Genomic DNA, 24,019 nt, shown 5'->3' with positions numbered 1-24,019 from the left:
TATCGCCAGTTTGTGGCTCTCATGCCGGTAGCCATTGGTCGTGGCCGCCTGATAAGCTCGCGACTTTACTCGATTGCCCTTTAGGCGCATGAACAAGGAAATAGCATGAAACAGCATCGGTTGGCGGCGGCGGTGGCCCTGGTTAGCCTGGTACTTGCGGGTTGCGACTCGCAAACCAGCGTAGAGCTGAAAACCCCGGCGCAAAAAGCTTCCTACGGAATTGGCCTGAACATGGGCAAGAGCCTGGCTCAGGAAGGCATGGACGATCTGGACTCCAAAGCCGTCGCCCAGGGCATCGAAGATGCGGTCGGCAAGAAAGAGCAGAAGCTCAAGGATGAAGAATTGGTCGAAGCCTTCGCCGCGCTGCAAAAGCGTGCCGAAGAGCGCATGGCCAAGATGAGCGAAGAGTCGGCAGCCGCCGGCAAGAAATTCCTCGAAGAAAACGCCAAGAAAGCTGGCGTCGTGACCACCGCTTCCGGCCTGCAATACGAAGTGGAAAAGAAAGCTGATGGCGCCCAGCCTAAGCCGACTGACGTAGTGACCGTTCACTACACCGGCAAGCTGACCAACGGCACCGTTTTCGACAGCTCCGTCGAGCGCGGCAGCCCGATCGATCTGCCGGTCAGCGGTGTGATCCCGGGTTGGGTCGAAGGCCTGCAACTGATGCACGTCGGCGAGAAGTACAAGCTGTACATTCCTAGCGAACTGGCTTACGGCGCGCAAAGCCCAAGCCCGGCGATCCCGGCCAACTCGGTACTGGTGTTCGACCTGGAACTGCTGGCCATCAAGGATCCAGCAAAAGAAGACGCCGCCAAGTAATTCGCGTCTGCTTTGACAACAACGCCTCGCTCATGCGGGGCGTTGTTGCATCTGGTGCTGCATGGTAAACAAAGCGAACAGTTGCCGCATGCTGAAGTCATAGACAGTGTGGGGGCCGGCCCTAACCTTCGGCAGACCTCCAAGTCAATGAAATATTAGGATTTTTTAGATGGGCAAAAAACGCCCGATCTGAGTTAAGCCCTTATGAAACGGGCCTTTCAGCCATGAAAAGTGGCTCTGTTCACAAGGTTATCCACAATTTGTGTGGATAACATTCTTGCCGGAGGCATCATGAAAGCACCCTGGAATTTTGCTCGTTTCCTGCCCCTGGCCGGACGCCTGCTCGCCCGTGGGCGCTTGCCGACCTTGCTGTTCGCGGTGGCCAGTAAAAGTGCCAGCCAAGGCAACCGGCTCGGCAAACTCAAAGACGATCTGCGCCTGTTGCAGGCACTGTGCCTGGCCTATTGGCGCGGTGAATACCGCGCCATAAGTCCCAAGGCACTGATCTCGGTCGTCGCCGGCCTGATGTACTTTCTCAGCCCGGTCGATGCCATTCCGGATTTTCTGCCGCTGTTCGGCATGATCGACGACATCGCCGTGCTGGCCTGGCTGATGAAAGTCCTCGACGATGAACTCAACGCCTTCCGCGCCTGGCGCAAACGCCAGGTGCCGGAAAAGCTCGCCGTGGTCGAGCGCCTGCCCGATACCCCTGAGAAACTGAAACTTCAAGGACCGAAAAAGTCCTGATTTGGTCCAGTCTGCGCCGCAGATAGATAGCCCCCGCGACCTTAGCGGCTGTTAGGATTACACTTCTAGGGAAAAGTGCCGACTCGCTAAGTGTTTTTGTCCTACGGGGTAGTCATGGATATTCAGATAATTACACGCGAAGGCGAGCCCGAATATGCGGTTCTGCCATGGGCTCAGTATCAGGCTTTACTCAAAGCAGCAGGCATCAACGAAGCACCGTCGCGTCCGGCCCCGGCGCCGCTCGCGACCACCCCGGACCCCATTCTTCCAGGTCTGGATCAACTCCGCAGTTTGCGCGAAGGGAAGGGCATCGCCATCGAGGCGCTGGCCCGCACGGTAGGCATCAGCCCGTCATACCTGGCCATGATCGAAAGTGGCGAGCGTCTGCCCGACGCCGCGATTCGCCGCAGCCTGGCCTGGGAATTGACGGTGCCAGGGTGGAGGGATGAATCGTGAGCGTACGCATCAGTCGTCAACATTGGGACGGTCTGTTAGGCGAACTGGACCAGGCGCGCCGACAGCGCCATCTCCTGACCTACCGCGCCTTGCTGGAGCGCTTGCAGCTGCCGACGCCCGCCATGCAAACCCTCACCGCCGCGCTCGAACACCTGGCCGCACTGGACGCCAAGGCCGAACAGCCACTGCGCAGCTCGTTGGTGATCAGCCAGGGCGCCAGCCGCTTGCCACGCACCGGTTTCTTTGAATGCGTCGAGCGCCTGGGCCGTTTCTCCGGCCCCTCCGACGGCGTCGCCGCCGCCTCCTGGCACGCCTCGGAAGTGGTTCGCGTGTTCGAATACGAGTACCCCGAATCGGCGGAGGCCTGAGTGTTCCTGAAGCTCAAGGCACGGGCCGGCTACTGGCTGGCCCGCCGGTTGTTCCACTGGCCCTGGTTCGTGCGCCAGCCCCGCGGCTGGAGCTGGATGGAGGGGCAGTTCGCACGCATGGCGAACCTGGGCGATGTCGGCGCGCAGAGTTTCTATGGTCACATCCTGACCTTTCGTGGCGTCGGCTTCGGAGCGCGGGAAGAGGGTGTCCGCCTGTTACGTCTGGCCGCATTGGCCGGTGATGGCAAGGCAGCCTACCAAGTGGGTGTGATCAGCCTGGCTGGGAGCCCGAGCAAGGCGCCGGACCCGGCGGAAGCGGCGCGGTTCTGGGAGATGGCTGCCAAGGCCGGGCATCCGTTGGCCGAGATCAAACTTAAAGAGTTGGATGCTGGCGGTTCTTCGCAGTAATTCGTTTATTTTTCGATACACACAGGTGGCGTGAGGGAAACCTCGTGCCTCGTTGCTTTTTATTGGGCGAATTTTCTGGGTAAGGTCCTCGGAAATTTCCTTCAAGTTGTGGCGGTCTTCGTGAACTGGACGAAAAAGCGAAAAAGCGAAAAAGGCGAAAAAGGGGACGGATTTATTTTTCCAACAAAGGGATGGGAAAATAAATCCGTCCCCTTATCACTTATCAGTCGTCCCCTTATCAGTCCATGTAAACCTGATGGCTGACTAGGCTGCCGTATTCACGTTTCTGGCCTGAGTGGGCGTTTCTAGTGTGTTGCTGGAGCTAGCGGCCAGGTGGTCCTGCCCGACCACCGCCGTGATGCGCAAACTTTTTAAGTACTAATGAACGAACGCACTCAAGTCGGCGCCCAATCCATTGATTGCTTGCGTAAAATCCTCAGCCTTGATTGGCGTTGAAGCATTTTCCAGTTTGTTTCCAAATACCTTGCGCACGACTCTGGCTACCGGTTCGTTGGTCGCCGGGTCGAGCAAGACTGCCTCTACATACAACTCGGTGTCTTGATCGCGGTGCCCGGTGACGGCACCCACGCCTCCTACCACTGCCGCTACGGGAATGATTTCATACCACTTCATGCCTTCGTTGGAGGCGTTCACGCCGGTAATGGCAGCTCTCATGACCAAAGGACGTGCATTGGGGGGCAGGGGCTGCAAGGTATTGGATACCCTGTATCGCTTTGACAATGCGCTAACAACAGCCTGGTTGGTCGTCTGTTGAAGTTGCGTGAATGCCTGCATGTTTATGCGATCCGTCGCCGTGGGCGCAGGAAACAATTCCAACCCATCGAAGTTCACCGTATCAAATGCCGCAGGACTAAAGCCTGGGGAAACCCAGCGCAGTGTCGACGCGCCTGTGGCAGAAACCGACGGCTGCAAAACATCATAACGATCCAGGTACCCAGAGTACTGGTCTACTTCAGTGACCTTGGAAGCGCAGCCATTGAGCATCATTGCGCTCATGACCAAACCAGAAAGCCAATAGCGTGATTTATCCATGTTGAGTCCTGTATTGATAAGCAGGATTGACCCTTGAAGCAGGCCTGTCCTAGATTTCGCCGTTGGCCGGAACATCAAAATGACCGTTATTCAGCATAGTCAGGTAGGGGCGCTGCAACCGATTCATTTCTCCATGGTTTGTAGAGAGAGGGGGTAAATAACCAGGCGACACATGATGAACCGATGAAATCGGTGGTCAGTTCGAATGCAATCGCCCCGTCCCCGCCATGCTATCAATCACATGCACGCTATACCCCTGCACATTCTTCGCATGATGCTTCGCCTGCGAAGCCATCTCCGCCAACTGGCTCGCATCGAGCTGCCCACAAGCCTCCGGGTGTAAATGCACCACCCCAATCGACAGCGACAACAAGGGAAACTCTTGGCGCACGCCCTGGCGGTTGGGGGCGGTGAAGCAGCCGGCTTCCAGGTGTTCGCTGCGGTAGAAGCGTCGGCATTGGCTGTGGAAGTCGTCGAGCAGTTGGTTTAAACGTTTACGCCAATCGTCCGGGCCCAGCACCAGCAGGAAGTCGTCGCCGCCGATATGGCCGACGAAGTCGCGGGAGGGGTCGATGCGGTCGTTCAGGCATTGCGCCAGGCACAGCAGGACTTCGTCGCCACGGCCGTAGCCATAGATGTCGTTGAAGGGTTTGAAGCTGTCGATGTCGACGTAGCAGATTATCGATTCGCGCTGTTGTTGCAGCAGGCGTGTGAGGCATTGCTGGATGGGCACGTTGCCCGGCAGCAGGGTCAGGGGGTTGGCGTAGCGTGCTTGCTGGATTTTCAGTTCGGTGATCAGCTTGAGCACGTCGATCACCCGGCCCAGGCCCAGGTAATGGCCGTTGAGGGTGATGATGAAGTCTTCTTCGATGCGTTGCCGGGCGCGGCTGGTGATCAGTCGGCTGACCTGTTGCAGTGACTGGCTGATCTCGACGGCCAGGAAGTCGTCGCTCATCAGGCGGCTGATGGGTTTGCGGGCGAACAGGTCGGTGGCGAACGGCTTGAGCAGGGCGTCCGAGAGCGAGTGCCGATGGACGATGCCGCAGGGCTGGTCGTGCTCGTCCAGCACCGCCAGGGAGTTCAGGTTGGCTTGGCGGCGGAAGGCTTCGAGCACGGTGGCGGTCGGGGTGTCGCGGGGCACGGCGGGCTGGTCGTTGAGCAGGGCGCTGAGGTCGCTGCCGTCGTCGCCCAGCACCACGGCGCTGCTGTCGCGCCGGGGCATCAAGGTGCGGGCATCGCGCGGTGGATGCTCCTGGGGACGGCAGAGGAGATAGCCCTGGACCAGGTCGATGCCCATTTCGGTCAATACCGCCAGTTCCTCCGGCAACTCGATGCCTTCGGCGATCACTTGGGCCCGGGAGGCTTTGGCGATCTGCAGGATTGAGCCGACGAATTCACGCTTGAGGGCATCCTGGTGGATGCCGTCGATGAAGTGTCGGTCGATTTTCACGTAGTCGGGGCGCAGTTCGGACCACAGGCGCAAGCTTGAGTAACCCGCGCCCAGGTCGTCCAGGGCAATGGAAAAGCCCATGGCCCGATAATGATGCAAGGCGGTGTGCAGCAGCTGGAAGTCGTCGGTCGGGGTCTGCTCGGTGAGTTCGATCACCACCTGGTTCGGTGCGATGCCGAAATCCTGCAGCAGCTGCAAGGTCCGACCCGGCTGGTGGGCCGCTTCGAGCAATGATTCCGGGGAGACGTTGAGGAACAGTTTGCCGGGCAGCTTCTGTTCGTTGAAACGCCGGCAAGCGCTCTGCCGGCAGGCGATTTCCAGTTCGCTCAGGCGACCCGCCTGGCGGGCGACGGCGAACAGGGCGACAGGAGAGTGTAACGGGCTGTTGGAGGGGCCGCGGCTCAGGGCTTCGTAGCCTAGGATGCGTCGTTCAGAGAGGCAGATGATGGGTTGGAACAGGCTGTGCAAACCGCTTTGAGCCAGTATTGAACTCAAGGCACTCAGCTGTTCGGTTGTGGTCATGGCGATCTCTGGCGAAAAAAAAGGACCGGAGCGCTCTTGGGTGCAAGAGGGCTACCGGTCCGTTATTTCACGACAGAATGATGACTGTTTGATGACGCTCCGGGGAGCGTCAGCATTAAATTGCCATCAGCTTAGTGCTTGGCGACCGCGGTATTGAGCTTCAGGTAATCCAGGAGGATGCGCCCGGTTTCGCTCAGGTAGGCATCGTCTTCCGGCTTCGTCTTGTCGTCCTCGGCCGCGATAGCGTCTTCGTCTTCTTTCTTCAGCTCCTTGAGCGGCTCTTCGCCCTTGGCCTTGCGACGGATGTTCTCCATGGCGAGCTGCTTGGCTTCGATATCGGCGTGCTGGGCACGACGCTCGGCTTCATTGAGGCTGACGGTTTTTTCCGCCATCAGTTTCTGCGCCAGGGCCAGTTTGTCGCGGATGAACACGAACTCCGCGTCCTTGGCCGTGCGTACGTCATGCTCGGACTTGAGCTGGGTGATGTACGGTTTGAATGGGTCGAGCGCAGGCTTGATCGCCGCCTTGATGGTGTCCCACGGCATGGCTTCGGGCAGGGCGCTTTCGCCGATTTCCTTGGTGTCGATGATCGACGGGTAATCGATGTCCGGCAGTACGCCCTGATGTTGGGTGCTCTGCCCGGAAACCCGGTAGAACTTGGCCAGTGTCAGCTTGAGCTCGCCATGGTTCAGCGGCTGGATGGTCTGCACGGTGCCTTTGCCGAAGGTCTGGCCGCCGATGATCAGCGCGCGATGGTAGTCCTGCATGGCACCGGCGAAAATTTCCGAGGCCGAGGCGGACAGGCGATTGACCAGCAACGCCATCGGGCCTTTGTAGAAGGCACCCGGGTTTTCGTCTTCGAGGACATCGACGCGGCCGTCGGCGTTACGCACGAGCACGGTAGGGCCCTTGTCGATGAACAGGCTGGTCAGCTCGGTAGCTTCCTGCAAGGAGCCACCGCCATTGTTGCGCAGGTCGATGACCACGCCGTCGACCTTGTCTTTCTGCAACTCGGTCAGCAGCTTCTTGACGTCGCGGGTGGTGCTCTTGTAATCCGGATCGCCGGCACGGAAGGCCTTGAAGTCCAGGTAGAAGGCCGGGATCTCGATGACACCGAGCTTGTAGTCCTTGCCGTCCTGCTTGAGGTTGAGGACCGACTTCTTCACCGCCTGGTCTTCAAGCTTCACCGCTTCGCGGGTGATCGGCACGACTTTGCTTGTCTGGTCGTTCGGTGCATTGCTGGCCGGGATCACTTCCAGGCGCACGATGGTGCCTTTCGGACCGCGGATCAGCTTGACCACTTCGTCCAGGCGCCAGCCGACCACGTCGACCATTTCCTTGTTGCCCTGGGCTACGCCGATGATCTTGTCGGCCGGTGCGACCTGCTTGGTCTTGTCGGCAGGGCCTGCCGGCACCAGGCGCACGATTTTCACCTGGTCGTTATCGCTCTGCAACACGGCGCCGATGCCCTCGAGGGACAGGCTCATGTTGATGTCGAAGTTTTCCGCGTTATCCGGCGACAGGTAGTTGGTATGCGGGTCGTAGGACATGGCGAAGGTGTTGATGTACGCCTGGAAGATGTCTTCCGCACGGGTCTGGCCCAGGCGCGCCAGCTGGTTCTTGTAGCGCTTGGTCAGGGTTTCCTGGATCTGCTTGGAGTCCTTGCCGGCGATCTTCTGCCGCAGCACTTCGTCCTTGACGCGTTTGCGCCACAGGTCGTCGAGTTCCGCGGTGGATTTCAGCCAAGGGGCATCCTTGCGGTCGACCAGCAAGGTTTCCTTGGAGGTGAAGTCGATCTTGTCGACGCCCTTGTTCAGCTCGGCAAGGGCAAAGTCCAGACGCGCCTTGACGCGGTCCAGGTAGCGCTTGTAGATGGTGAACCCGGCGTTGAGGTCGCCGCTCTTGAGGAAGTCGTCGAACTGGGTCTTCCACTTGTCGAATTCGGCGATGTCGCTGGCCATGAAGTAGCTGCGCGACGGGTCGAGCAGTTTCAGGTAGCTGTCGTAGATGATCAGCGAGCGCGCGTCATCGAGCGGCGGCTTACTGTAGTGGTGGCGCTTGAGCAGTTCCACGACATTCAGACTGGCGATGACTTCGTCACGGTCGGGCTGAAGCTTGTCCCAGCTATTGGCTGCGAAAGTATTGCCGGACATCGGCAACAGGCCGATACCGATGAAAAGGGCGAGGGCAGTGCTGGGGAACAAACGCTTCATGTTGATTCGACGCGGGGACAATTGATAACGCATATTAGGCCGTCTTTGAAGTCGCCGGTTCCACATGGGCCGGTCGCATAATGCAAAAAGCCCGGCGCTACAGCTTCGGGCTCAGTCCAGACTCACTATGGAGGCACTGTGAAAGCATTGCAAGGCGTTGACGGTCAAGTGGTGTGGGATGAAGAGCCCAGTCCTGCGTGTGATGCGGGGCAAGTTCGGATTCGAGTGGCAGCAGCGGGTCTCAATCGCGCCGATCTGTTGCAGAAGGCAGGCCTTTATCCACCACCGCCGGGGGCCAGCCAAGTGCTTGGGCTCGAGTGTTCCGGGGTGATCAGCGAGGTGGGCCCGGGCTCGTCCTGGCAGGTGGGCGATCGGGTTTGCGCCTTGCTGGCCGGGGGCGGGATGGCCGAGGAGGTGGTGGTCGACGGGCGGCATGTGTTGCCGGTTCCCGACGAAATGTCACTGGCCGAAGCGGCCGCGCTGCCGGAAGTCTATGCCACCGTCTGGCTGAACCTGTTTCAACTGGCGGCACTCAAGCCGGGTGAAAAAGTGCTGTTGCACGCCGGAGCAAGTGGAATCGGTTCAGCTGCCATTCAGCTTTGCAAGGCGTTCGGCAATCCGTGCTGGGTCAGTGTCGGCTCTGCCGAGCGCCTGGCCTACTGTGAAGCGCTCGGCGCCCAGGGCGGCGTGGTGCGCACTGACGACCTGGACAGCCTGCGCGACCTGGGGCCGTTCGACGTCATCCTCGACCCGGTGGGTGGCAACTACGCAGCGCTGAACCTGAAACTGATGGCGGCCGATGGCCGTTGGGTGCTGATCGGCTTGATGGGGGGGCGTGAAGCGAAGCTGGACCTGGCGCAGGTGCTGGCCAAGCGCGTGCAGTTGCTGGGCTCGACCCTGCGCAGTCGTAGCGATCAGTTCAAGGCGGATCTGTTCAGGGATCTGGGCCAGCATGTCTGGCCGCTGTTTGCCGATAAACGCTTGAGCCCGCAGCTGGCAAAGGCCTTCCCGATCAAGGATGCCGAAGCGGCGTTTGCGGAGCTGGCGAGTAATACGGTGGCGGGGAAGTTGGTGTTGGTGATTGACGAGAGCCTGAGCTGATATCGGGTTGGGCCTGAAAAGATCGCAGCCTGCGGCAGCTTCTACAGGGGATCGCATTCTCCTGTAGGAGCTGCCGCAGGCTGCGATCTTTTGCTTTTACTTCCAGTTATGGATCGGCCAGCCGGCTTTTTGCGCCTGCTCGAGCAATACCGGATCGGGATTGACCACATGGGGGAAATCCACCTTCAGCAGCAACGGCAAATCATTGCGTGAGTCGGAGTAGAAACTCGCGCCCTCCAGGTTCTCCTCCTCCGCATCCAGCCACTCCAGCAGCCGGGTGATCTTGCCTTCGCGATACGTCAGCGTACCGACGGTCTTGCCGGTATAGGCCCCGTGCGCCACTTCCAGCTCGATCCCGAGAATCTCGTCGATGCCCAGACGTTCGGCAATCGGCCTCACCAAATGCGTGCCCGAGGCCGAAATCACCAGGATCCGGTCGCCGGCCTTGCGGTGGGCGGCGATGGTTTTGGTGGCGTCGCTGAAGATGATCGGTTCGATGAAATCTTCCACCCACGGGCCGACCAGGTGCTCGACTTCTGCGGGGGTACGGCCGATCAAGGGTTCCAGGCTGAAGGCCATGTAGTCCTCCATGGCCAGGTGCCCCCTGCCGTAGGCGTCCATCAGTTCCTTGTCGCGACGCAGGAAGGATTCGCCGTCGACCCAGCCGAGGCGGACCATTTGCTCACTCCACAACGAGGCGCAGTCGCCGTGGATCAGGGTTTCGTCCAGATCAAAAATTGCCAGGGCCATCAGTGCAACTCTCTCTTCAACGTCAGCAAAGGCATCAGGCTACCTCACACAGGGCGGTCGGATCGATGGAAAGTGCCAGGCGCTGACCATCGGGATGCAGGTCGGACGCCGAGCGGTTCAGCACATCCACCACCAGCTCCACGCCGCGGGCTTCGATGCGGTAGCGAATCACGTTGCCCAGCAGGCTGTGACTGCGTACCTGGGCGTCGAGATCGCCGTCCAGGCTCAGTTCGATGGCTTCCGGGCGAATGGCGATGCGGTGGTTGATCGGCCGTTGCAACAGCTTGGATGCGCTGGCGGCGTCCAGCAGGTTGTAGTTGCCGATGAAACCGGCGGCGAAGACGTCTACCGGTGCCGTGTACAGGGTTTCGGCGTCACCGCTTTGTACGATTTTGCCCTGGTTCATCAGGAAAATGCGATCGGACATGGTCAGCGCTTCTTCCTGGTCGTGTGTGACGAAGATCGTGGTCAGGCCCAGCTCGCGCTGGATCTGACGGATCTGTTCGCGCAGGTGCTTGCGAATCCGCGCGTCCAGGGCCGACAGCGGTTCATCCAGCAACAGCAGGCGCGGGCGGGTGACCAATGAACGAGCCAGGGCGACACGCTGGCACTGGCCGCCCGACAACTGGTGCGGGTAACGGCTGGCAAAGTCGTTCAGTTCCACCAGCTGCAACACCTCGGCGATACGCTTGTGGCTGTCGTCGGCGTTGACCTTCTGCATGCGCAGGCCAAACGCGACGTTCTGTTCCACGGTCATGTTGGGGAACAGCGCGTAACTCTGGAACACCATGCCGATCCCGCGTTTTTGCGGGCTCAACGGGACGATATCGACGCCATCGAGCAGGATCTTGCCGCCATCCACCGGCGTCAGCCCGGCGATGCAGCGCAGCAGGGTGGATTTGCCGCAACCGGACGGGCCGAGCAGGGTGACGAATTCGCCTTTGTGGATTTCGCAGTTGATGTCGTTGAACACCGTGGTGCCGGCGTAATTCTTTTGCAGATGTTGGACGCTGACATAGCTCATTCGCTTTTGTCCCTGTTCAAGATGTTGGCGATCCAGGTCAAGACCAGCACAAAGAGGAAATAGGAAATCACCAGCGCACTGGTGAAATGACCGCTGCTGTTGCGCATGTTGTTGAGGTAGACCTGCAGGGTTTCGTAGCGGGTGCCGACGAGGATGTTGGCGAACACGAACTCACCGAACAGGAACGAGAAAGACAGCAGCAACGCCACCATCAGGCCCTTGCGCAGATTCGGCAGCACCACCAGGAACGCTGCCTGAAAAGTGCTGGCACCGAGCAGTTGGGCGGCGTCCATCAGGTCGCGCAGGTTGATCGCTTGCAGGTTGTTGGTGATGGCGCGGTACATGAACGGCAGCGCCACGGTGAAGTAGCAACCGATCAGGATCCAAGGCGTACCGACCATGGCGAACGGCCCGGAACCGTAGAGCTGCAGCAGCCCCACCGACGACACCACCGGCGGCACGGCGAAGGGCAGCAGGATCAGGATGTTCATCAGCGCATCGAGTCTGGGGAAGTGGTAATGCACCACGAACAGCAGCGGCAGGATAAGTACCACCGCTAGAACCAGTGCGCCGACGCAGACCAGCAGCGACTGGCCGAAAGCGCTCAGGAACCGCGGATCGCTCCACAGTTGTACGTACCATTTGATGCTGAAACCGCTGGGCAGGATGGTGGCCGACCAACTGCTGGAAATCGAATAGATGAAGGTGCCGACCAGCGGCAGCAACATGATGGCAAACAGCAGGTAGACCACCACCCGATGGTAGACGCCGGCAGGCCCCAGTTCAGCGCGAGACATGGTAGCTCCTCTTCAGCAGCAGTTGATGGACGATGGTCACCAGGGTCATCAACGCCACCAGCACCACGGCCAGGGCACTGGCCAGGTTCGGGTCCAGGGAAATATCACCCGAGACCATCGCGGCGATCCGGATCGTCAGCACGTTGAAGTTGCCGGTAGTCAGGGCGTACACCGTGGCGTAGGCGCCGAGGGCGTTGGCCAGCAGGATCACGAAGGTGCCGAGCAGCGCCGGGGTCAGCACCGGCAGGCCGATGTGCCGCCAGTACTGCCAGCCGTTGGCGCCGAGCAGCTCGGCGGATTCGCGCCAGTCTTCGCGCAGGGCGTCGAAGGCCGGGTAGAGCAGCAGCACGCCCAGGGGAATCTGGAAGTAGGTGTAGAGGATGATCAGCCCGGTTTTCGAGTACAGGTTGAAGTCCTGAATGATCCCGGCCTGCTTGAGCATGATGGTGAAGCTGCCGTTGAAGCCCAGCAGAATGATGAACGCGAAGGCCAGCGGCACGCCGGAGAAGTTGCTGGTCATGTTGGCGAAGGCGTTGACGAAGTTGCGCAGCCTGGAGTCGACCCGGCGCAGGGAATAGGCACCGAGCACGGCGATGATGATGCCGAACACGCTGGACCAGAAGCTGATCTCGAGGCTGTACTGGATCGCCTGCCGGTAGAACTTCGAGCTGAAGACCTTGGTGAAGTTGGCAATGCCCCAACCGGACTCTTCCGATTCCAGGCTGTTGATGATGACCCATGTCAGTGGGGCGATTTCGAACACGATGAAGAACAGGGCGAAGGGCACCAGGCACAGGGCTGCCAGCCATTTGCCGCGAGTCATGGAGGTCACTTGAGCAGCTCCCGGCACACGGGCTTGTCGTGGGGGACGCCGAGCAATTCGCAGACGGTGCCGCAGAGGTCGGTCTGTTTCGGCGTCGCGTCGGCATTGAAGCTGAAGGCATCGCCGAGTACGAACAACGGCACTTCGCGTTCCTCGGGCAGCAGGCCGTTGTGGGAGCGGTCGTTGTTCATGCCGTGATCGGCGGTTACCAGCACCTGATAACCGGCGTCGAGCCAGCCTTGCAGGTAGTCCGCGAGGTAGATGTCGGCAAAGCGCGCGCTGTTGCGGTACTGCGGGGTGTCGAGGCCGTGCTTGTGCCCGGCGTCGTCGATGTTCATCGGGTGGATCAGCAGGAAATTCGGCGCGTGAATCAAGCGCAGGTTTTCCGCGTCGGCGAACAGGTGCGAGTCGGGATAGTGATCGCTCCAGTAGAAATGCCCGTGCTGGATCGGCAGGTCGGGGTTGTCGGTATGACGATCCCGGGACGCTACGAAGGGCGAGCGGTTGTACAGCTCACTGACCCAGTGATAAGCCGCGGCTGCGGTTTTGAGACCTGCGTCGGTGGCGTAGTGATAGATGCTGCGCTGGTTGGACAGGCGCGAGACGTTGTTGTGAACGATGCCGCTGTCGATCGGCTTGACGCCGGTCAGGATGCATTCGTAGAGCGGTCGCGACAGGGCCGGCAACTCGCACTCCAGTTTGTAGAGCGCTGCGCGTCCTGCGCCGACGTAAGCCTGCAGGTGCCCCATGGCGTGACGCGCGACTTCGTAATTGAGGCCGTCGAGCACGACCAGGATGACGTTGTGTTTCATGGGGGCAAACACTCCGGGAAACAGTAATTGGAAATTCACTCGGTCCACTGTGGGAGCGGGCTTGCTCGCGAAGGCGGGCTGACATTCGACATTGATGTCGACTGACACATCGCATTCGCGAGCAAGCCCGCTCCCACATTTGGATCTCCATCAGATCCCCAAATGGGACCTATCGCGTCATTTCATTTCTACGATGACTTCTTCGTTCCACTTCTGCGGCAAGGCCTTGGAGGTTTTTTCCCAGGCATCCGCGTCCTTGATCGGCGTGACGTTCTTGTACTGCTCGTTCGGCAGCAGATTAGCCTTGACGTCATCCGGCAGGGTGATGTGTTCGGCGCGGATCGGACGCGCATTGCCCTTGGCCAGGTTGATCTGGCCAGCGTCGCTGAAGATGTATTCGCGAGCTAGCTTGGCTGCGTTCGGGTGCTTGGCGTATTTGTTGATGATGGTGGTGTATCCGGAAATCACCGCGCCATCGGAAGGGATCAGCACGGTGTAGTCATCCGGGTTCGCCATCTTGGCTTTGTAGCTCAGACCGTTGAAGTCCCAGACCACGCCGACTTCGATTTCTCCTTTTTCCATGGTGGCAATCACCGGGTCGGTCATCGACAGACGACCTTGCTTGGCGATTTCGGCGAACATCAGCAGGGCGGGCTCAATGTTTTTCTCATCGCCACCGTTGGCCAGCGCGGCGGACAGAACGCCGTTCGCTGCTTGGGCCGAGCTGCTGACGTCACCAATGGACACTTTGTACTTGCCGTTTTTAAGGTCGGCCCATTTGGTCGGTGCATCCGAACCGTGCAGCAGCTTGTTGTTAATGATGAAGGCGATGGTGCCGGTATAGGCCAGTGCCCAGTTGCCATCCTTATCCTTCGCCCAGCTCGGGATCTGGTCCCAGGTGCTTGGCTTGTAAGGTTGGACAACCTCTTGTTTGACCGCAATCGGACCAAACGCAGCACCAACATCGCCGATGTCCGCGGTGGAATTGTCTTTTTCCGCTTTGAACTTGGCGATTTCCTGAGCCGAACTCATATCCGTGTCGATGTGTTTCAGGCCGTAGTTCTTGGCCAGATCATCCCAGGTGCCTTTCCAGTTGGCCCAGTTGTCGGGCATGCCGACACTGTTGACCTCACCTTCCGCTTTCGCAGCGGCCTCGAGAGTTTTCAAATCATCAGCCGCCATGGCGGCGGTGCACATGGCAATGGTCGAGCCTAACAGTGATGCCAGGAAAAGCTGTTTCATTCCGAAGCTCCTATGGGCGTTTTCAACGCTGCGATTGCGATTGTGTTGGTCTAGGTCAGCAATACCTGAGCCAATCTAAGGCGGCTCGATGACACTTTGATGTCGTTCGTCGCCCCGACGGACGTTTATTTGCCCGGTATCGGCGGGTGCCAAGTAAGCGTAGACCATGGGCGAAGCCCCATAACACAAGGGACTTGGCCGATGTCTTGCACGTTGTCGGGATGACCGTCGGGCGGCTGTGTCATCTCTCGGTCATCTGCATTGCCTACGCTTGCAGGATCTTGAAAGAACCGTTTTTTCCAGCGGTTGCGCCCCGAAAGTGTGCTGGTCTAGTCCAGATAGGTAACGTTGATGCGCGATGAGGCAACAAAAGCGGTGACAGCCATAGGCCAGGTGCTTCAGGAGCAGCTCGATAAGGGGCTGTTGGCGCCTGGGAGCAAGTTGCCAGCCGAACGCAAGCTCAGTGAGTTGTTTGGGACGACCCGGATTACCGTGCGCGAAGCATTGCTGCAGCTCGAAGCCCAAGGCCAGATCTATCGCGAGGAGCGTCGTGGCTGGTTCGTGTCGCCGCCGCGCCTGGCCTACAACCTCATGCAGCGCAGTCACTTCCACGCCATGGTCAGCGCCCAGGGGCGGGTGCCGTCCACCGAGGTCATTTCGGCGCGATTGTTGCCGGCATCGGCGGCGATCTGTGCCTGGTTACAGCTGCCGGCGTTGTCGAGCGTGATTCAGGTCTGTCGTTCGCGGCGTATCGATGGGCGACTGGTGCTGTACGTGGAGCACTATCTGAATCCGCAGTATTTTCCGGGGATTCTGGATTTCGACCTGAATCAGTCGATCACCGAGCTGTATGCGCGGCACTACGACCTGCACTACGGGCGGGTGCGCTTCGAGATCGTGCCGACGGCATTGTCGGCAGACGCGGCGGCCGCTTTAAGGGTGTCGGTGGGCAGTCCCGGATTGCGCATCGCCCGGGTCAATTACGACCAGCACGGGCGGCTGATCGATTGTGACCTGGAGTTCTGGCGCCATGATGCGATTCATGTCGGGGTCGATGTGGCCTGAACCGGGCCACCGCGGGCCTCGCAGCCTTATCCGAAACGGTAGATGTCCATGCCCAGCGCGCCCAGGGTGAACCCTATGTGGGCGATGCTGAACTGCCCCCCGGCACTGCGGGCAAAGTACAACGGCAGCAAGTGTTCATCGCTGGGATGGTTGCGCACGGCGTTCGGTGCCTGCCGGCGATAGTCGTGCAGGGCGGCCTCATCCTTTGCCGCGAGCTTGTCGATCATCCAGTCGCGAAATTCCCGGGCCCAGGGTTCGACACTCTCCGGGCCGGCATGCCAGTCCAGCTCTCGCAGGTTGTGGGTGATGCTGCCGGAACCGATCAACAGCACGCCCTGTTCGCGCAAGCCGGCCAACGCCTGGCCCACACGGGCCTGCAAGGCCGGGCCGCCTCGAGTAGGCAGTGAAACCTGGACAATCGGGATGTCGGCCTGGGGATACATCAACGACAGCGGCACCCAGACGCCATGGTCGAACGGTCGTGTGCTGTCGATGCGGGCGGGAAGGGCACTGGCGCGCAACAGTTCGACCACCCGTTCGGCCAGCCCGGGGTTACCAGGAGCCGGATATTGCACCTCGAACAAAGCCTTTGGAAAACCGCCGAAGTCATGCCAGGTGTCCGGCTGCGGGTTGCCGCCCACCAGCAGTTCATCGCTTTCCCAGTGTGCGGAGACAATCACGATGGCATCCGGCCTGGGCATCTCTGCGGCTAGGCGAGCCAGGGCCGGTCCGCTGGCGCCCGGTTCCAGGGCCAGCATCGGCGAACCATGGGATATGTACAGGCTGGGGAACATGGATGAGCTCCTGGGAGTTAAGATGGCGTCATCTTCTGTCAGATCATTGATCTAAATCTAATATAAGTTTTAGGGTGTTTTGATCGAATTTTCGGGGTTATTTATGCAGCCGGAGTTTTGGCACAAGAAGTGGGCGTCGAATCAGATCGGCTTTCACTTGCCGCAAGTTAATCCTTATCTGCAACGGTTTTGGCCGCAGTTGGGTGTGGAGGACGGCGCTCGCGTGCTGGTGCCGTTGTGCGGCAAGAGCCTGGATTTGTTGTGGCTCGCCCGCGAAGGTCATGAGGTGTTGGGCATCGAGTTGTCGGAGAAGGCCATCGAGGACTTCTTCAATGAGCACCATTTCGACCCTGATGTCAGTGAGCAGGGCCCGTTCAAGGTTTATCGGGCTGGCTCGATCGAGCTGTGGTGCGGTGACTTTTTCGACCTGACGGCTGGTGATGTGGCCGATTGCGCCGCGCTTTACGACCGTGCCGCGCTGATCGCGCTGCCGTCACCCATGCGTGAGCAATACGCCGCGCACCTGACGCGGATTGTGCCGAAGGATGCGCTTGGGTTGTTGATCACGCTGGATTACGACCAGGCGCAGATGCCCGGTCCGCCGTTTGCCGTGCTCGATGAAGAGGTGCAGCGCTTGTTCGGTGCTGCGTGGACGCTGAAGATCCTTGAAGACCAGGATGTGCTGAGCGAGAGCGGGAAGTTTCTGGAGGCAGGCGTTACGCGGCTTGAGGAGCGGGTGTATCGGGTTTCCAGCTGATAGGTTGTATCGCCAGTGCCGGCCCCTTCGCGAGCAAGCCCGCTCCCACAGGAGACCTCATTCATCTTGATGACTCGGTCAACTGTGGGAGCGGGCTTGCTCGCGAAGGGGCCCTGATAGCACCGCATAAATCAGCAGACAAAAAAAGGCCCGCATTGCTGCGGGCCTTTTCATTTTGCCGTGAAGCTTCTTAGCCGCGACGACGCGCAAGTGCGTCAATGCGCTCTTCCAGCGGCGGGTGGCTCATGAACATGCGGGCAAAGCCCTGTTTGATGCCACCGTTGATGCCGAAGGCGTTCAAGGTGTCAGGCATGTGCACCGGCAGGCCCTGTTCCGCACGCAGGCGTTGCAACGCGCCAATCATCGCGGCGGTGCCGGCCAGGTTGGCACCGGCTTCGTCGGCACGGAATTCGCGTTTGCGCGAGAACCACATGACGATGGCGCTGGCCAGGATACCCAGGACCAGTTCGGCGAAGATGGTCGCCACGTAGTAGGCAATGCCCTGGCCTTCTTCGTTCTTGAAGATCACCTTGTCGACAAAGTTGCCGATGATCCGTGCGAAGAACATCACGAAGGTGTTCACCACGCCCTGGATCAACGCCAGGGTGACCATGTCGCCATTGGCCACGTGGCCGATTTCGTGGGCCAGGACGGCTTTCACTTCATCCGGCGAGAAACGTTCCAGCAGGCCCTGGCTGACGGCGACCAGTGCGTCGTTCTTGTTCCAGCCGGTGGCGAAGGCGTTCGCCTCATAGGCCGGGAAGATCCCGACTTCGGGCATCTTGATCCCGGCTTCGCGGGACAGTTGCTCGACCGTTTGCAGCAGCCATTGCTCGTGACGCGTGCGCGGCTGGCTGATGATTTGGGTGCTGGTGCTCATCTTCGCCATCCACTTGGAGATGAACAGCGAGAACAGGGAACCGGCGAAACCGAAGACCGCACAGAAAATCAGCAGCTGATTGAGGTTGAGATCAACCCCATTGGCCGCCATGAACCCGTTGAAGCCGAAAAGGCTCAGGGTGATGCTGGCAATCAGCACGACCGCCAGGTTAGTGGCCAAGAACAGCAGGATGCGCATCATGGTTGTAGAAATCTCCTCATGCTAAAGATGTAGCGTACTGCGGGGTATATAAGGTGCTGCACCGGGGTATTCAACCAAGTGACTATTTCAAACTGTGTCCTACAGCAAAAGCGTAGCTGGTTGCAGGGCATTTCCGACGTGGGACGGCGAAGTTGTTTGTCAGGCCACCGGCGGCTGGGTGCCCGTGGTTACTCGACGTGACCAGGCAATGTGGCATTGCACAGGCATCGAGGCAGCAGTCATCGGTAGGACGTAATCATGTGTTGCAGAATGAATCACCGTGCGATGTTTCCGCCATCGCACGGTGACAGGCCGCTTACTGGCGGTAGGACTTGAGGAAATTGCCGATGCGTCCGATGGCCATGTCCAGGTCATCGACGCGCGGCAGGGTCACGACGCGGAAGTGGTCGGGCCATGGCCAGTTGAAGGCTGTGCCTTGCACCACCAGCAGCTTCTCGGAGAGCAGCAGGTCGAGGACGAACTTTTCGTCGTTGTGGATCGGGCAGACCTTCGGGTCGATCCGCGGGAAGGCATATAGCGCGCCCATCGGCTTGACGCAGCTCACCCCGGGAATGTCGTTGAGCAGTTCCCAGGTGCGGTTACGCTGTTCCAGCAGGCGCCCTTGCGGCAGCACCAGATCGTTGATGCTCTGATAGCCACCCAGCGCGGTCTGGATCGCGTGCTGGCTCGGCACGTTGGCGCACAGGCGCATGTTGGCCAGCATGTCGATGCCTTCGATGTAGCTCTGGGCGTGTTGTTTCGGTCCGGAAATGGCGATCCAGCCGGAACGGAAACCGGCCACTCGATAGGACTTGGACAGGCCGTTGAAGGTCAGGCACAGCAGGTCCGGCGCCAGCGAAGCGGTGCAGATGTGCACGGCATCGTCGTAGAGGATCTTGTCGTAGATCTCGTCGGAAAACACCACCAGGTTGTGCTGGCGGGCCAGTTCCAGCATGCCCAGCAGTACTTCTTTCGAATACACCGCACCGGTCGGGTTGTTCGGGTTGATGATCACCAGGGCCTTGGTGTTCGGGGTGATCTTGGCCTTGATGTCGGCCAGGTCCGGCCACCAGTTGGCCTGCTCGTCGCACAGATAATGCACCGGGTTACCGCCCGACAGGCTCACCGCGGCGGTCCACAACGGGTAGTCGGGAGCCGGTACCAGCACTTCGTCGCCGTTGTTGAGCAGGGCCTGCATCGACATCACGATCAGCTCGGAAACGCCGTTGCCCAGGTAGATGTCCTCGATGCCGACACCTTCCACCTGCTTTTGCTGGTAGTACTGCATGACGGCCTTGCGCGCGCTGAACAGGCCCTTGGAGTCGCTGTAGCCCTGGGCGGTCGGCAGGTTGCGGATCACGTCCTGGAGGATTTCGTCCGGCGCTTCGAAACCAAAGGGCGCCGGGTTGCCGATGTTCAGCTTGAGGATGCGATGGCCTTCCTCTTCCAGGCGTTTGGCGTGCTTGAGCACTGGGCCGCGAATGTCATAGCAGACGTTGGCGAGCTTGTTCGATTTGCTGACCTGCATGGCGATGTGTTCCCGAAAATGAACGATCCAGGCGGCGTGTGGACAACCGTGCTGGGAAACCTGCGTTATCACACAGGCCTGGCGCCTTGAGAGGCAGCACCCATAAATCCGTTTGAATGCGCGTGGTCTGGCTGCCAGACTGGCGTTTGACGAGGCGCAATCATACGTGCCGCCCGATCCGTGGAAAAGGTACAGATCGGGCTTTTTCAGCTGCTGAGGTGTGATGATGGAAAAGTTGGAAAAATCCCTGGAAGAATGGAAGGCCATGCTCGATCCAGAGCAGTACAACGTTTGCCGGCTCAAGGGCACCGAGCGCCCGTTTTCCGGCAAGTACAACGGCACCAAGACCGATGGTGTCTATCATTGCATCTGCTGCAACGAGCCGTTGTTCGACTCCGCCACCAAGTTCGATTCCGGTTGCGGCTGGCCGAGTTTCTACGCGCCGATCGGTGACAGTGCGATGGTCGAGATCCGTGATGTCAGTCACGGCATGATCCGTACCGAAGTGGTCTGCGCCAAATGTGACGCGCATTTGGGCCACGTATTCCCCGATGGCCCGCCGCCGACCGGGTTGCGTTATTGCATCAACTCCGTGTGCCTGGACCTGGTACCCCGCGAATAAGATCACCTCGATTCTCTGTAGGAGCCGGCTTGCTGGCGATAGCGGTGGATTTGACACACCGCGGCGTGCCGATCGCCAGCAAGCCGGCTCCTCCAGGTTTGGCGCTCGATTAATTACATTGCACACAATTCAATTGCTCGCTATGTTTGTCAAATCACCCCCATCTAGAGCGCCCCAATCATGAGCGACAATCTCCTCAGCATCCCTTGCACCACCATCAAGGGCGAACAGAAAACCCTGGCGGATTACGCCGGCAAGGCCGTGCTGGTGGTCAACACCGCCAGCAAATGCGGTTTCACCCCGCAATACAAAGGCCTTGAAGAGCTGTGGCAGACCTACAAGGACCAGGGCCTGGTGGTACTGGGCTTTCCCTGCAATCAGTTCGGCAAGCAGGAGCCGGGTAACGAAGGGGCGATCAGCGAGTTCTGCGAGCTCAACTACGGAGTCAGTTTCCCGCTGTTCAAGAAAATCGAAGTCAATGGCGACGGTGCCCATCCATTGTTCGTGCAGCTGAAAAAGCGTGCGCCGGGTGTGCTCGGTTCCCAGGGCATCAAGTGGAACTTCACCAAGTTCCTGATCGGCAAGGACGGCCAGTTGGTCAAGCGCTTCGCGCCGGCGACCAAGCCGCAGGACTTGAGCAGCGAGATCGAAGCCCTGCTCAAATGAACACCTTGTCCGTTGATTCGCTGAGCCTCGACAGCCAGCTCTGCTTCAAACTGTATGCCGCGTCCCGGGCGGTGATTCGCGCCTACAAGCCGATGCTCGATCAGTTGGGCCTGACTTACCCGCAGTACCTGGCGATGCTGGTGTTGTGGGAATGGCAGGCAACAGCCCCGGAGCAGCCCACGGTCAAGGCCCTGGGCGAACGCCTGGCGCTGGATTCCGGCACGCTGACGCCGTTGCTCAAGCGTCTTGAGCAATTGCAGCTGGTTCAGCGCCAGCGCTCGGCGCGGGATGAGCGGGAGGTGCACCTGAGCCTGTCGCCCCAGGGCACGGCGCTGCGTGATCAGGTCGGCCCGCTCAAGGCCCGCCTGTTGTGCGACAGCGGCGTGGACCTGGATCGCCTGAATGAGCTGCGCGACGGCCTGGATCACTTGTTGGGGCAGATCAAGGCGCTGTCGTAGCCGGTATCCACACATCCAGCAGGGCGGCCAGCTCTTCTCGACGAAAAGGTTTGGCCAGGTAGTCGCTCATGCCCGCCGCACGGCAGCGTTCGCGCTCTTCGGACATGGCGTTGGCGGTCAGGGCGACGATGGGTAACTGCGGCCAGCGACCGCTGCGACGGATTTGCCGACTGGCCTCATAGCCATCCATGACCGGCATGTTGCAGTCCATCAGCACCAGATCGAAGTCGCGGCTCTCCAATTGATCCAGCGCTTCGGCGCCGTGCGCGGCGACGGTCACGTCGCAACCGAGTTTGCCCAGCATGCCCTTGGCCACCAGCTGGTTGACCGGGTTGTCCTCGACCAGCAGCACCCGCGCCCGACGCTGCGCGAGGGTGGCGTCGACCCGGGTATCGCTGGGGGTGTCGGTTTGCACCAGGAGGATTCGCTGCAAGGTCTGGTGTAGCGCATTGCGTGCCAAAGGACGGGCCTGCTGCTGCAAGGGGGCGAGGGCGCTGGCCTCTTCGCTGGGCAGGAAGCTGCCGTAAGCGGTCACCAGCAGGATCGGCGCGCAGATGGTGGGGCGCAGGTTGAACAGGCACTCGGGGCAATCGGTGATCAGCACATCGGGGTCCAGACCGAGCAATGAGTCATCGATCGTGCGCTGTTGATAATCGAGCCCCCAACCAGGCAATACACTTTTCAGCAGTTCCGCCAGGCCGCTGCCGGCGGCGGTAATTGCCACGATTTTGCCCTGCAGGGGGGCCGGGGCCAGTGCCCGGGTATGACTGGGCAGCGGCAGTTGCGCGCAGAACTGGCTGCCGAAACCGGCTTCAGAACTGATGGTGAGGCGACCTTGCATGGCTTCGCACAGGTTGTAGGTCAGGGCCAGGCCCAAGCCGGTGCCGCCGAATTGTCGGGTGATGCCGGCACCCGCCTGGGTAAAGGGCTGGAAGATCTTGACCTGAGCCTCCCGCGGGATGCCGATGCCCGTGTCGCAGACTTCGATGCTGACGCCATCCTTATAGGTCGACAGTCGCACATCGACCCGGCCGAAACGGGTGAACTTGAGCGCATTGGACAGCAGGTTGCTGACGATCTGCCGCACCCTTGTCGGATCGCCGAGCACCAGCGCAGGAAAGTCCGGGTCGATCAGGCAGGTCAGTTCGACACTCGGCGCGGCGTTCTGTGACAGCAGGTTGGCGGTGTCCTCGACCAGCGAGCCCAGGTCGAACGGGATGTGTTCGAGTTCGAGTTGGCCGGCGTCGAATTTCGACAGGTCGAGGATATCGTTGAGCAACTCCACCAGGACTTTGCCCGAGTCATGGGCGATGGCCAGCTGTTGCTGTTGCTCGGCATTCAGCGGGCCGTCCAGCGACAGCGCGATCATGCCCAGCAGGCCATTGAGGGGCGTGCGGATTTCGTGGCTCATGTTGGCCAGGAACACCGAGCGCGCTTCGGCCATGTCCAGGGCGGTGCTGCGAGCGACTTCCAGCTCCTGATTGGATTGACTGAGCCGGGCATTGATGGCCTTGAGCTCGGTCGTGCGCGCCGACACGATGTTTTCCAGCTGGGCAAGATAGTCGGTCAGGCGATTTTCGGCGTTGCGTCGCTGCTGGATTTCGGTGGCGATGTTTTCGAATTGCTGGTTGGCAACTTTCACCAGCACGCCGATTTCATCGTTGGCGTGTCCCGCCGGGCATTCCAGCGACGTCGGCTCCGAACTGCGCGGATCGCGGCCGCTGAGTTCGCGGATGACCCGCACCAACGGCTTGGTCAGCATCACGTAGAACAGCGCCAGGAGGATGCCACTCAGCAGCAGGCTGCGGGCGAAACCGTTGATCAGGGTGACCTCGGCCCGGCGCAGGAAGCGGTAACCGAATGAGTAAGTGTCGACGTCCAGTTGCAGGGTGCCCAGGGATTCGCCGGGCAAATGATCCAGGTACAGGCGGTCTTCGAACTGCCGATTGGCCCCGAATAGCAGGTCACTCAATACCCGATAGCCGCTTTGCAGGCCGGGACGCTTGACGTTGGCCAGGATATTGCCGTTGTTGTCGGTCAGTTTCGCACCAATGATCGCGGGCGAGCGCAGCAGGCCCAGGGTCAGTTCCTGGGCGAGTTCGGCGTCGATGTTGTAGGCGATGCGCGAGGCGGGGTTGTGGCTGATTTCGAGCAGAGACAGTATTTCACGGTTGATGGAGGCGTCTTCGCTGGCATAATCGATGCCTATTTGCAGCACGCTGAGCAGCATACCCAGGACGAAACCGACCAGCACGGTGAGCCGCGCCTGTTTGTAAGACAGGCGGTTGGTGAACTTGATATCCATGGGGTGCTGAATCACTTCCGTTTTCCTTCGCTGCTCAAGCATAGTCGATCATGCAGGGTGTTCCCATGAGCCCTGCCATAGGGCGGTTGACCGTTCATCGAACGCTGTATGTCGTATCTGTATCGCCATCATTACTGTGAACGTGCCCGAGGAGAAGA

Annotated in this window: 24 protein-coding genes; 11 read left to right on the top strand and 13 right to left on the bottom strand. The window is 60.0% G+C overall.

Annotation, left to right across the window (positions count from 1 at the left end):
* Positions 1 to 105: 105 nt before the first annotated feature.
* The 5 genes from SOP85_RS10785 (at position 106) to SOP85_RS10765 (ending at position 2,798) form a co-directional block, all read left to right on the top strand.
* Positions 106 to 819 carry an FKBP-type peptidyl-prolyl cis-trans isomerase gene (locus SOP85_RS10785; RefSeq protein ID WP_008060887.1) on the top strand — a complete coding sequence of 238 codons (714 nt, stop codon included), beginning with the start codon at positions 106 to 108 and terminating at the stop codon, positions 817 to 819.
* Between the two features lie 291 nt (positions 820 to 1,110).
* Positions 1,111 to 1,566 carry a YkvA family protein gene (locus SOP85_RS10780; protein ID WP_274073023.1) on the top strand — a complete coding sequence of 152 codons (456 nt, stop codon included), beginning with the start codon at positions 1,111 to 1,113 and terminating at the stop codon, positions 1,564 to 1,566.
* A gap of 114 nt (positions 1,567 to 1,680) precedes the next feature.
* Positions 1,681 to 2,022, top strand: coding sequence for a helix-turn-helix domain-containing protein (locus tag SOP85_RS10775; RefSeq protein WP_323607015.1), 342 nt, complete (start codon positions 1,681 to 1,683; stop codon positions 2,020 to 2,022).
* Entirely contained in the window at positions 2,019 to 2,390 is a 372-nt protein-coding gene (locus SOP85_RS10770; RefSeq protein ID WP_003223109.1) for a hypothetical protein, read from the top strand. The genes SOP85_RS10775 and SOP85_RS10770 overlap by 4 nt, the downstream gene beginning before the upstream one ends.
* Positions 2,391 to 2,798 (top strand): sel1 repeat family protein, encoded by a 408-nt coding sequence (locus SOP85_RS10765; RefSeq protein ID WP_323626933.1) that lies wholly within the window; start codon positions 2,391 to 2,393, stop codon positions 2,796 to 2,798.
* Positions 2,799 to 3,176: 378 nt separating this feature from the next.
* Here SOP85_RS10765 and SOP85_RS10760 read toward each other — a convergent pair whose 3' ends face one another.
* The 3 genes from SOP85_RS10760 to SOP85_RS10750 form a co-directional block, all read right to left on the bottom strand.
* Entirely contained in the window at positions 3,177 to 3,851 is a 675-nt protein-coding gene (locus SOP85_RS10760) for a DUF3313 domain-containing protein (RefSeq protein ID WP_274073027.1), read from the bottom strand.
* A gap of 196 nt (positions 3,852 to 4,047) precedes the next feature.
* Positions 4,048 to 5,823: a bifunctional diguanylate cyclase/phosphodiesterase gene (locus SOP85_RS10755; RefSeq protein WP_323626932.1), complete on the bottom strand. Its 1,776-nt coding sequence runs from the start codon at positions 5,821 to 5,823 to the stop codon at positions 4,048 to 4,050.
* A gap of 131 nt (positions 5,824 to 5,954) precedes the next feature.
* On the bottom strand, positions 5,955 to 8,036 hold the full coding sequence (locus SOP85_RS10750) for a carboxy terminal-processing peptidase (RefSeq protein WP_274073029.1): 2,082 nt from the start codon (positions 8,034 to 8,036) through the stop codon (positions 5,955 to 5,957).
* Between the two features lie 138 nt (positions 8,037 to 8,174).
* Between SOP85_RS10750 and SOP85_RS10745 the strand changes: the two genes are divergently transcribed.
* On the top strand, positions 8,175 to 9,137 hold the full coding sequence (locus tag SOP85_RS10745) for an NAD(P)H-quinone oxidoreductase (RefSeq protein WP_274073030.1): 963 nt from the start codon (positions 8,175 to 8,177) through the stop codon (positions 9,135 to 9,137).
* A 96-nt stretch (positions 9,138 to 9,233) separates the two neighbouring features.
* On the opposite strand, the gene SOP85_RS10740 is transcribed toward SOP85_RS10745, so the two are convergent.
* From SOP85_RS10740 to SOP85_RS10715, 6 genes are all read right to left on the bottom strand, one after another.
* Positions 9,234 to 9,887, bottom strand: coding sequence for an HAD family hydrolase (locus SOP85_RS10740; RefSeq protein ID WP_323626931.1), 654 nt, complete (start codon positions 9,885 to 9,887; stop codon positions 9,234 to 9,236).
* A gap of 34 nt (positions 9,888 to 9,921) precedes the next feature.
* Entirely contained in the window at positions 9,922 to 10,911 is a 990-nt protein-coding gene (locus SOP85_RS10735; protein WP_323626930.1) for an ABC transporter ATP-binding protein, read from the bottom strand.
* Positions 10,908 to 11,708, bottom strand: coding sequence for an ABC transporter permease (locus SOP85_RS10730; protein ID WP_274073033.1), 801 nt, complete (start codon positions 11,706 to 11,708; stop codon positions 10,908 to 10,910). The genes SOP85_RS10735 and SOP85_RS10730 overlap by 4 nt, the downstream gene beginning before the upstream one ends.
* Positions 11,695 to 12,531, bottom strand: a complete 837-nt coding sequence (locus SOP85_RS10725; protein ID WP_274073283.1) for an ABC transporter permease — start codon at positions 12,529 to 12,531, stop codon at positions 11,695 to 11,697. Before SOP85_RS10725 ends, SOP85_RS10730 begins: the two co-directional genes overlap by 14 nt.
* A 5-nt stretch (positions 12,532 to 12,536) precedes the next feature.
* Entirely contained in the window at positions 12,537 to 13,343 is an 807-nt protein-coding gene (locus SOP85_RS10720; RefSeq protein ID WP_323626929.1) for an alkaline phosphatase family protein, read from the bottom strand.
* A gap of 177 nt (positions 13,344 to 13,520) precedes the next feature.
* Positions 13,521 to 14,585, bottom strand: a complete 1,065-nt coding sequence (locus SOP85_RS10715) for an ABC transporter substrate-binding protein (protein WP_323626928.1) — start codon at positions 14,583 to 14,585, stop codon at positions 13,521 to 13,523.
* 351 nt (positions 14,586 to 14,936) lie between these two features.
* Between SOP85_RS10715 and phnR the strand changes: the two genes are divergently transcribed.
* Complete coding sequence (gene phnR, locus SOP85_RS10710; RefSeq protein ID WP_274073036.1) at positions 14,937 to 15,650, top strand: phosphonate utilization transcriptional regulator PhnR; 714 nt, start codon at positions 14,937 to 14,939, stop codon at positions 15,648 to 15,650.
* Between the two features lie 26 nt (positions 15,651 to 15,676).
* Here phnR and SOP85_RS10705 read toward each other — a convergent pair whose 3' ends face one another.
* Complete coding sequence (locus tag SOP85_RS10705) at positions 15,677 to 16,444, bottom strand: DODA-type extradiol aromatic ring-opening family dioxygenase (RefSeq protein WP_323626926.1); 768 nt, start codon at positions 16,442 to 16,444, stop codon at positions 15,677 to 15,679.
* Between the two features lie 103 nt (positions 16,445 to 16,547).
* Here SOP85_RS10705 and SOP85_RS10700 point away from each other — a divergent pair, with 103 nt between their 5' ends.
* Complete coding sequence (locus tag SOP85_RS10700; protein ID WP_323626925.1) at positions 16,548 to 17,201, top strand: thiopurine S-methyltransferase; 654 nt, start codon at positions 16,548 to 16,550, stop codon at positions 17,199 to 17,201.
* 190 nt (positions 17,202 to 17,391) lie between these two features.
* Here the strand turns inward: SOP85_RS10700 and htpX are convergent, their stop codons facing one another.
* Both htpX and SOP85_RS10690 read right to left on the bottom strand, forming a co-directional pair.
* Complete coding sequence (gene htpX, locus SOP85_RS10695; RefSeq protein ID WP_008059113.1) at positions 17,392 to 18,282, bottom strand: protease HtpX; 891 nt, start codon at positions 18,280 to 18,282, stop codon at positions 17,392 to 17,394.
* 316 nt (positions 18,283 to 18,598) lie between these two features.
* Positions 18,599 to 19,810, bottom strand: a complete 1,212-nt coding sequence (locus SOP85_RS10690) for a pyridoxal phosphate-dependent aminotransferase (RefSeq protein ID WP_034151309.1) — start codon at positions 19,808 to 19,810, stop codon at positions 18,599 to 18,601.
* A 226-nt stretch (positions 19,811 to 20,036) separates the two neighbouring features.
* Here SOP85_RS10690 and msrB point away from each other — a divergent pair, with 226 nt between their 5' ends.
* From msrB to SOP85_RS10675, 3 genes are all read left to right on the top strand, one after another.
* Positions 20,037 to 20,432 (top strand): peptide-methionine (R)-S-oxide reductase MsrB, encoded by a 396-nt coding sequence (gene msrB, locus SOP85_RS10685; RefSeq protein WP_323607032.1) that lies wholly within the window; start codon positions 20,037 to 20,039, stop codon positions 20,430 to 20,432.
* A 180-nt stretch (positions 20,433 to 20,612) separates the two neighbouring features.
* Positions 20,613 to 21,098 carry a glutathione peroxidase gene (locus SOP85_RS10680; protein WP_323607034.1) on the top strand — a complete coding sequence of 162 codons (486 nt, stop codon included), beginning with the start codon at positions 20,613 to 20,615 and terminating at the stop codon, positions 21,096 to 21,098.
* On the top strand, positions 21,095 to 21,556 hold the full coding sequence (locus SOP85_RS10675) for a MarR family winged helix-turn-helix transcriptional regulator (RefSeq protein WP_274073041.1): 462 nt from the start codon (positions 21,095 to 21,097) through the stop codon (positions 21,554 to 21,556). Before SOP85_RS10680 ends, SOP85_RS10675 begins: the two co-directional genes overlap by 4 nt.
* Here SOP85_RS10675 and SOP85_RS10670 read toward each other — a convergent pair.
* Positions 21,540 to 23,903, bottom strand: a complete 2,364-nt coding sequence (locus tag SOP85_RS10670; RefSeq protein WP_442967902.1) for a response regulator — start codon at positions 23,901 to 23,903, stop codon at positions 21,540 to 21,542. The genes SOP85_RS10675 and SOP85_RS10670 overlap by 17 nt on opposite strands.
* Positions 23,904 to 24,019: the final 116 nt, after the last annotated feature.

The sequence above is a fragment of the Pseudomonas sp. YuFO20 genome, from assembly GCF_035064975.1.
GTDB lineage: Bacteria > Pseudomonadota > Gammaproteobacteria > Pseudomonadales > Pseudomonadaceae > Aquipseudomonas > Aquipseudomonas putida_AE.
The sequence above is the reverse complement of the archived record's forward strand: the minus strand, read 5'-3'. Positions and strand labels throughout refer to the sequence as shown.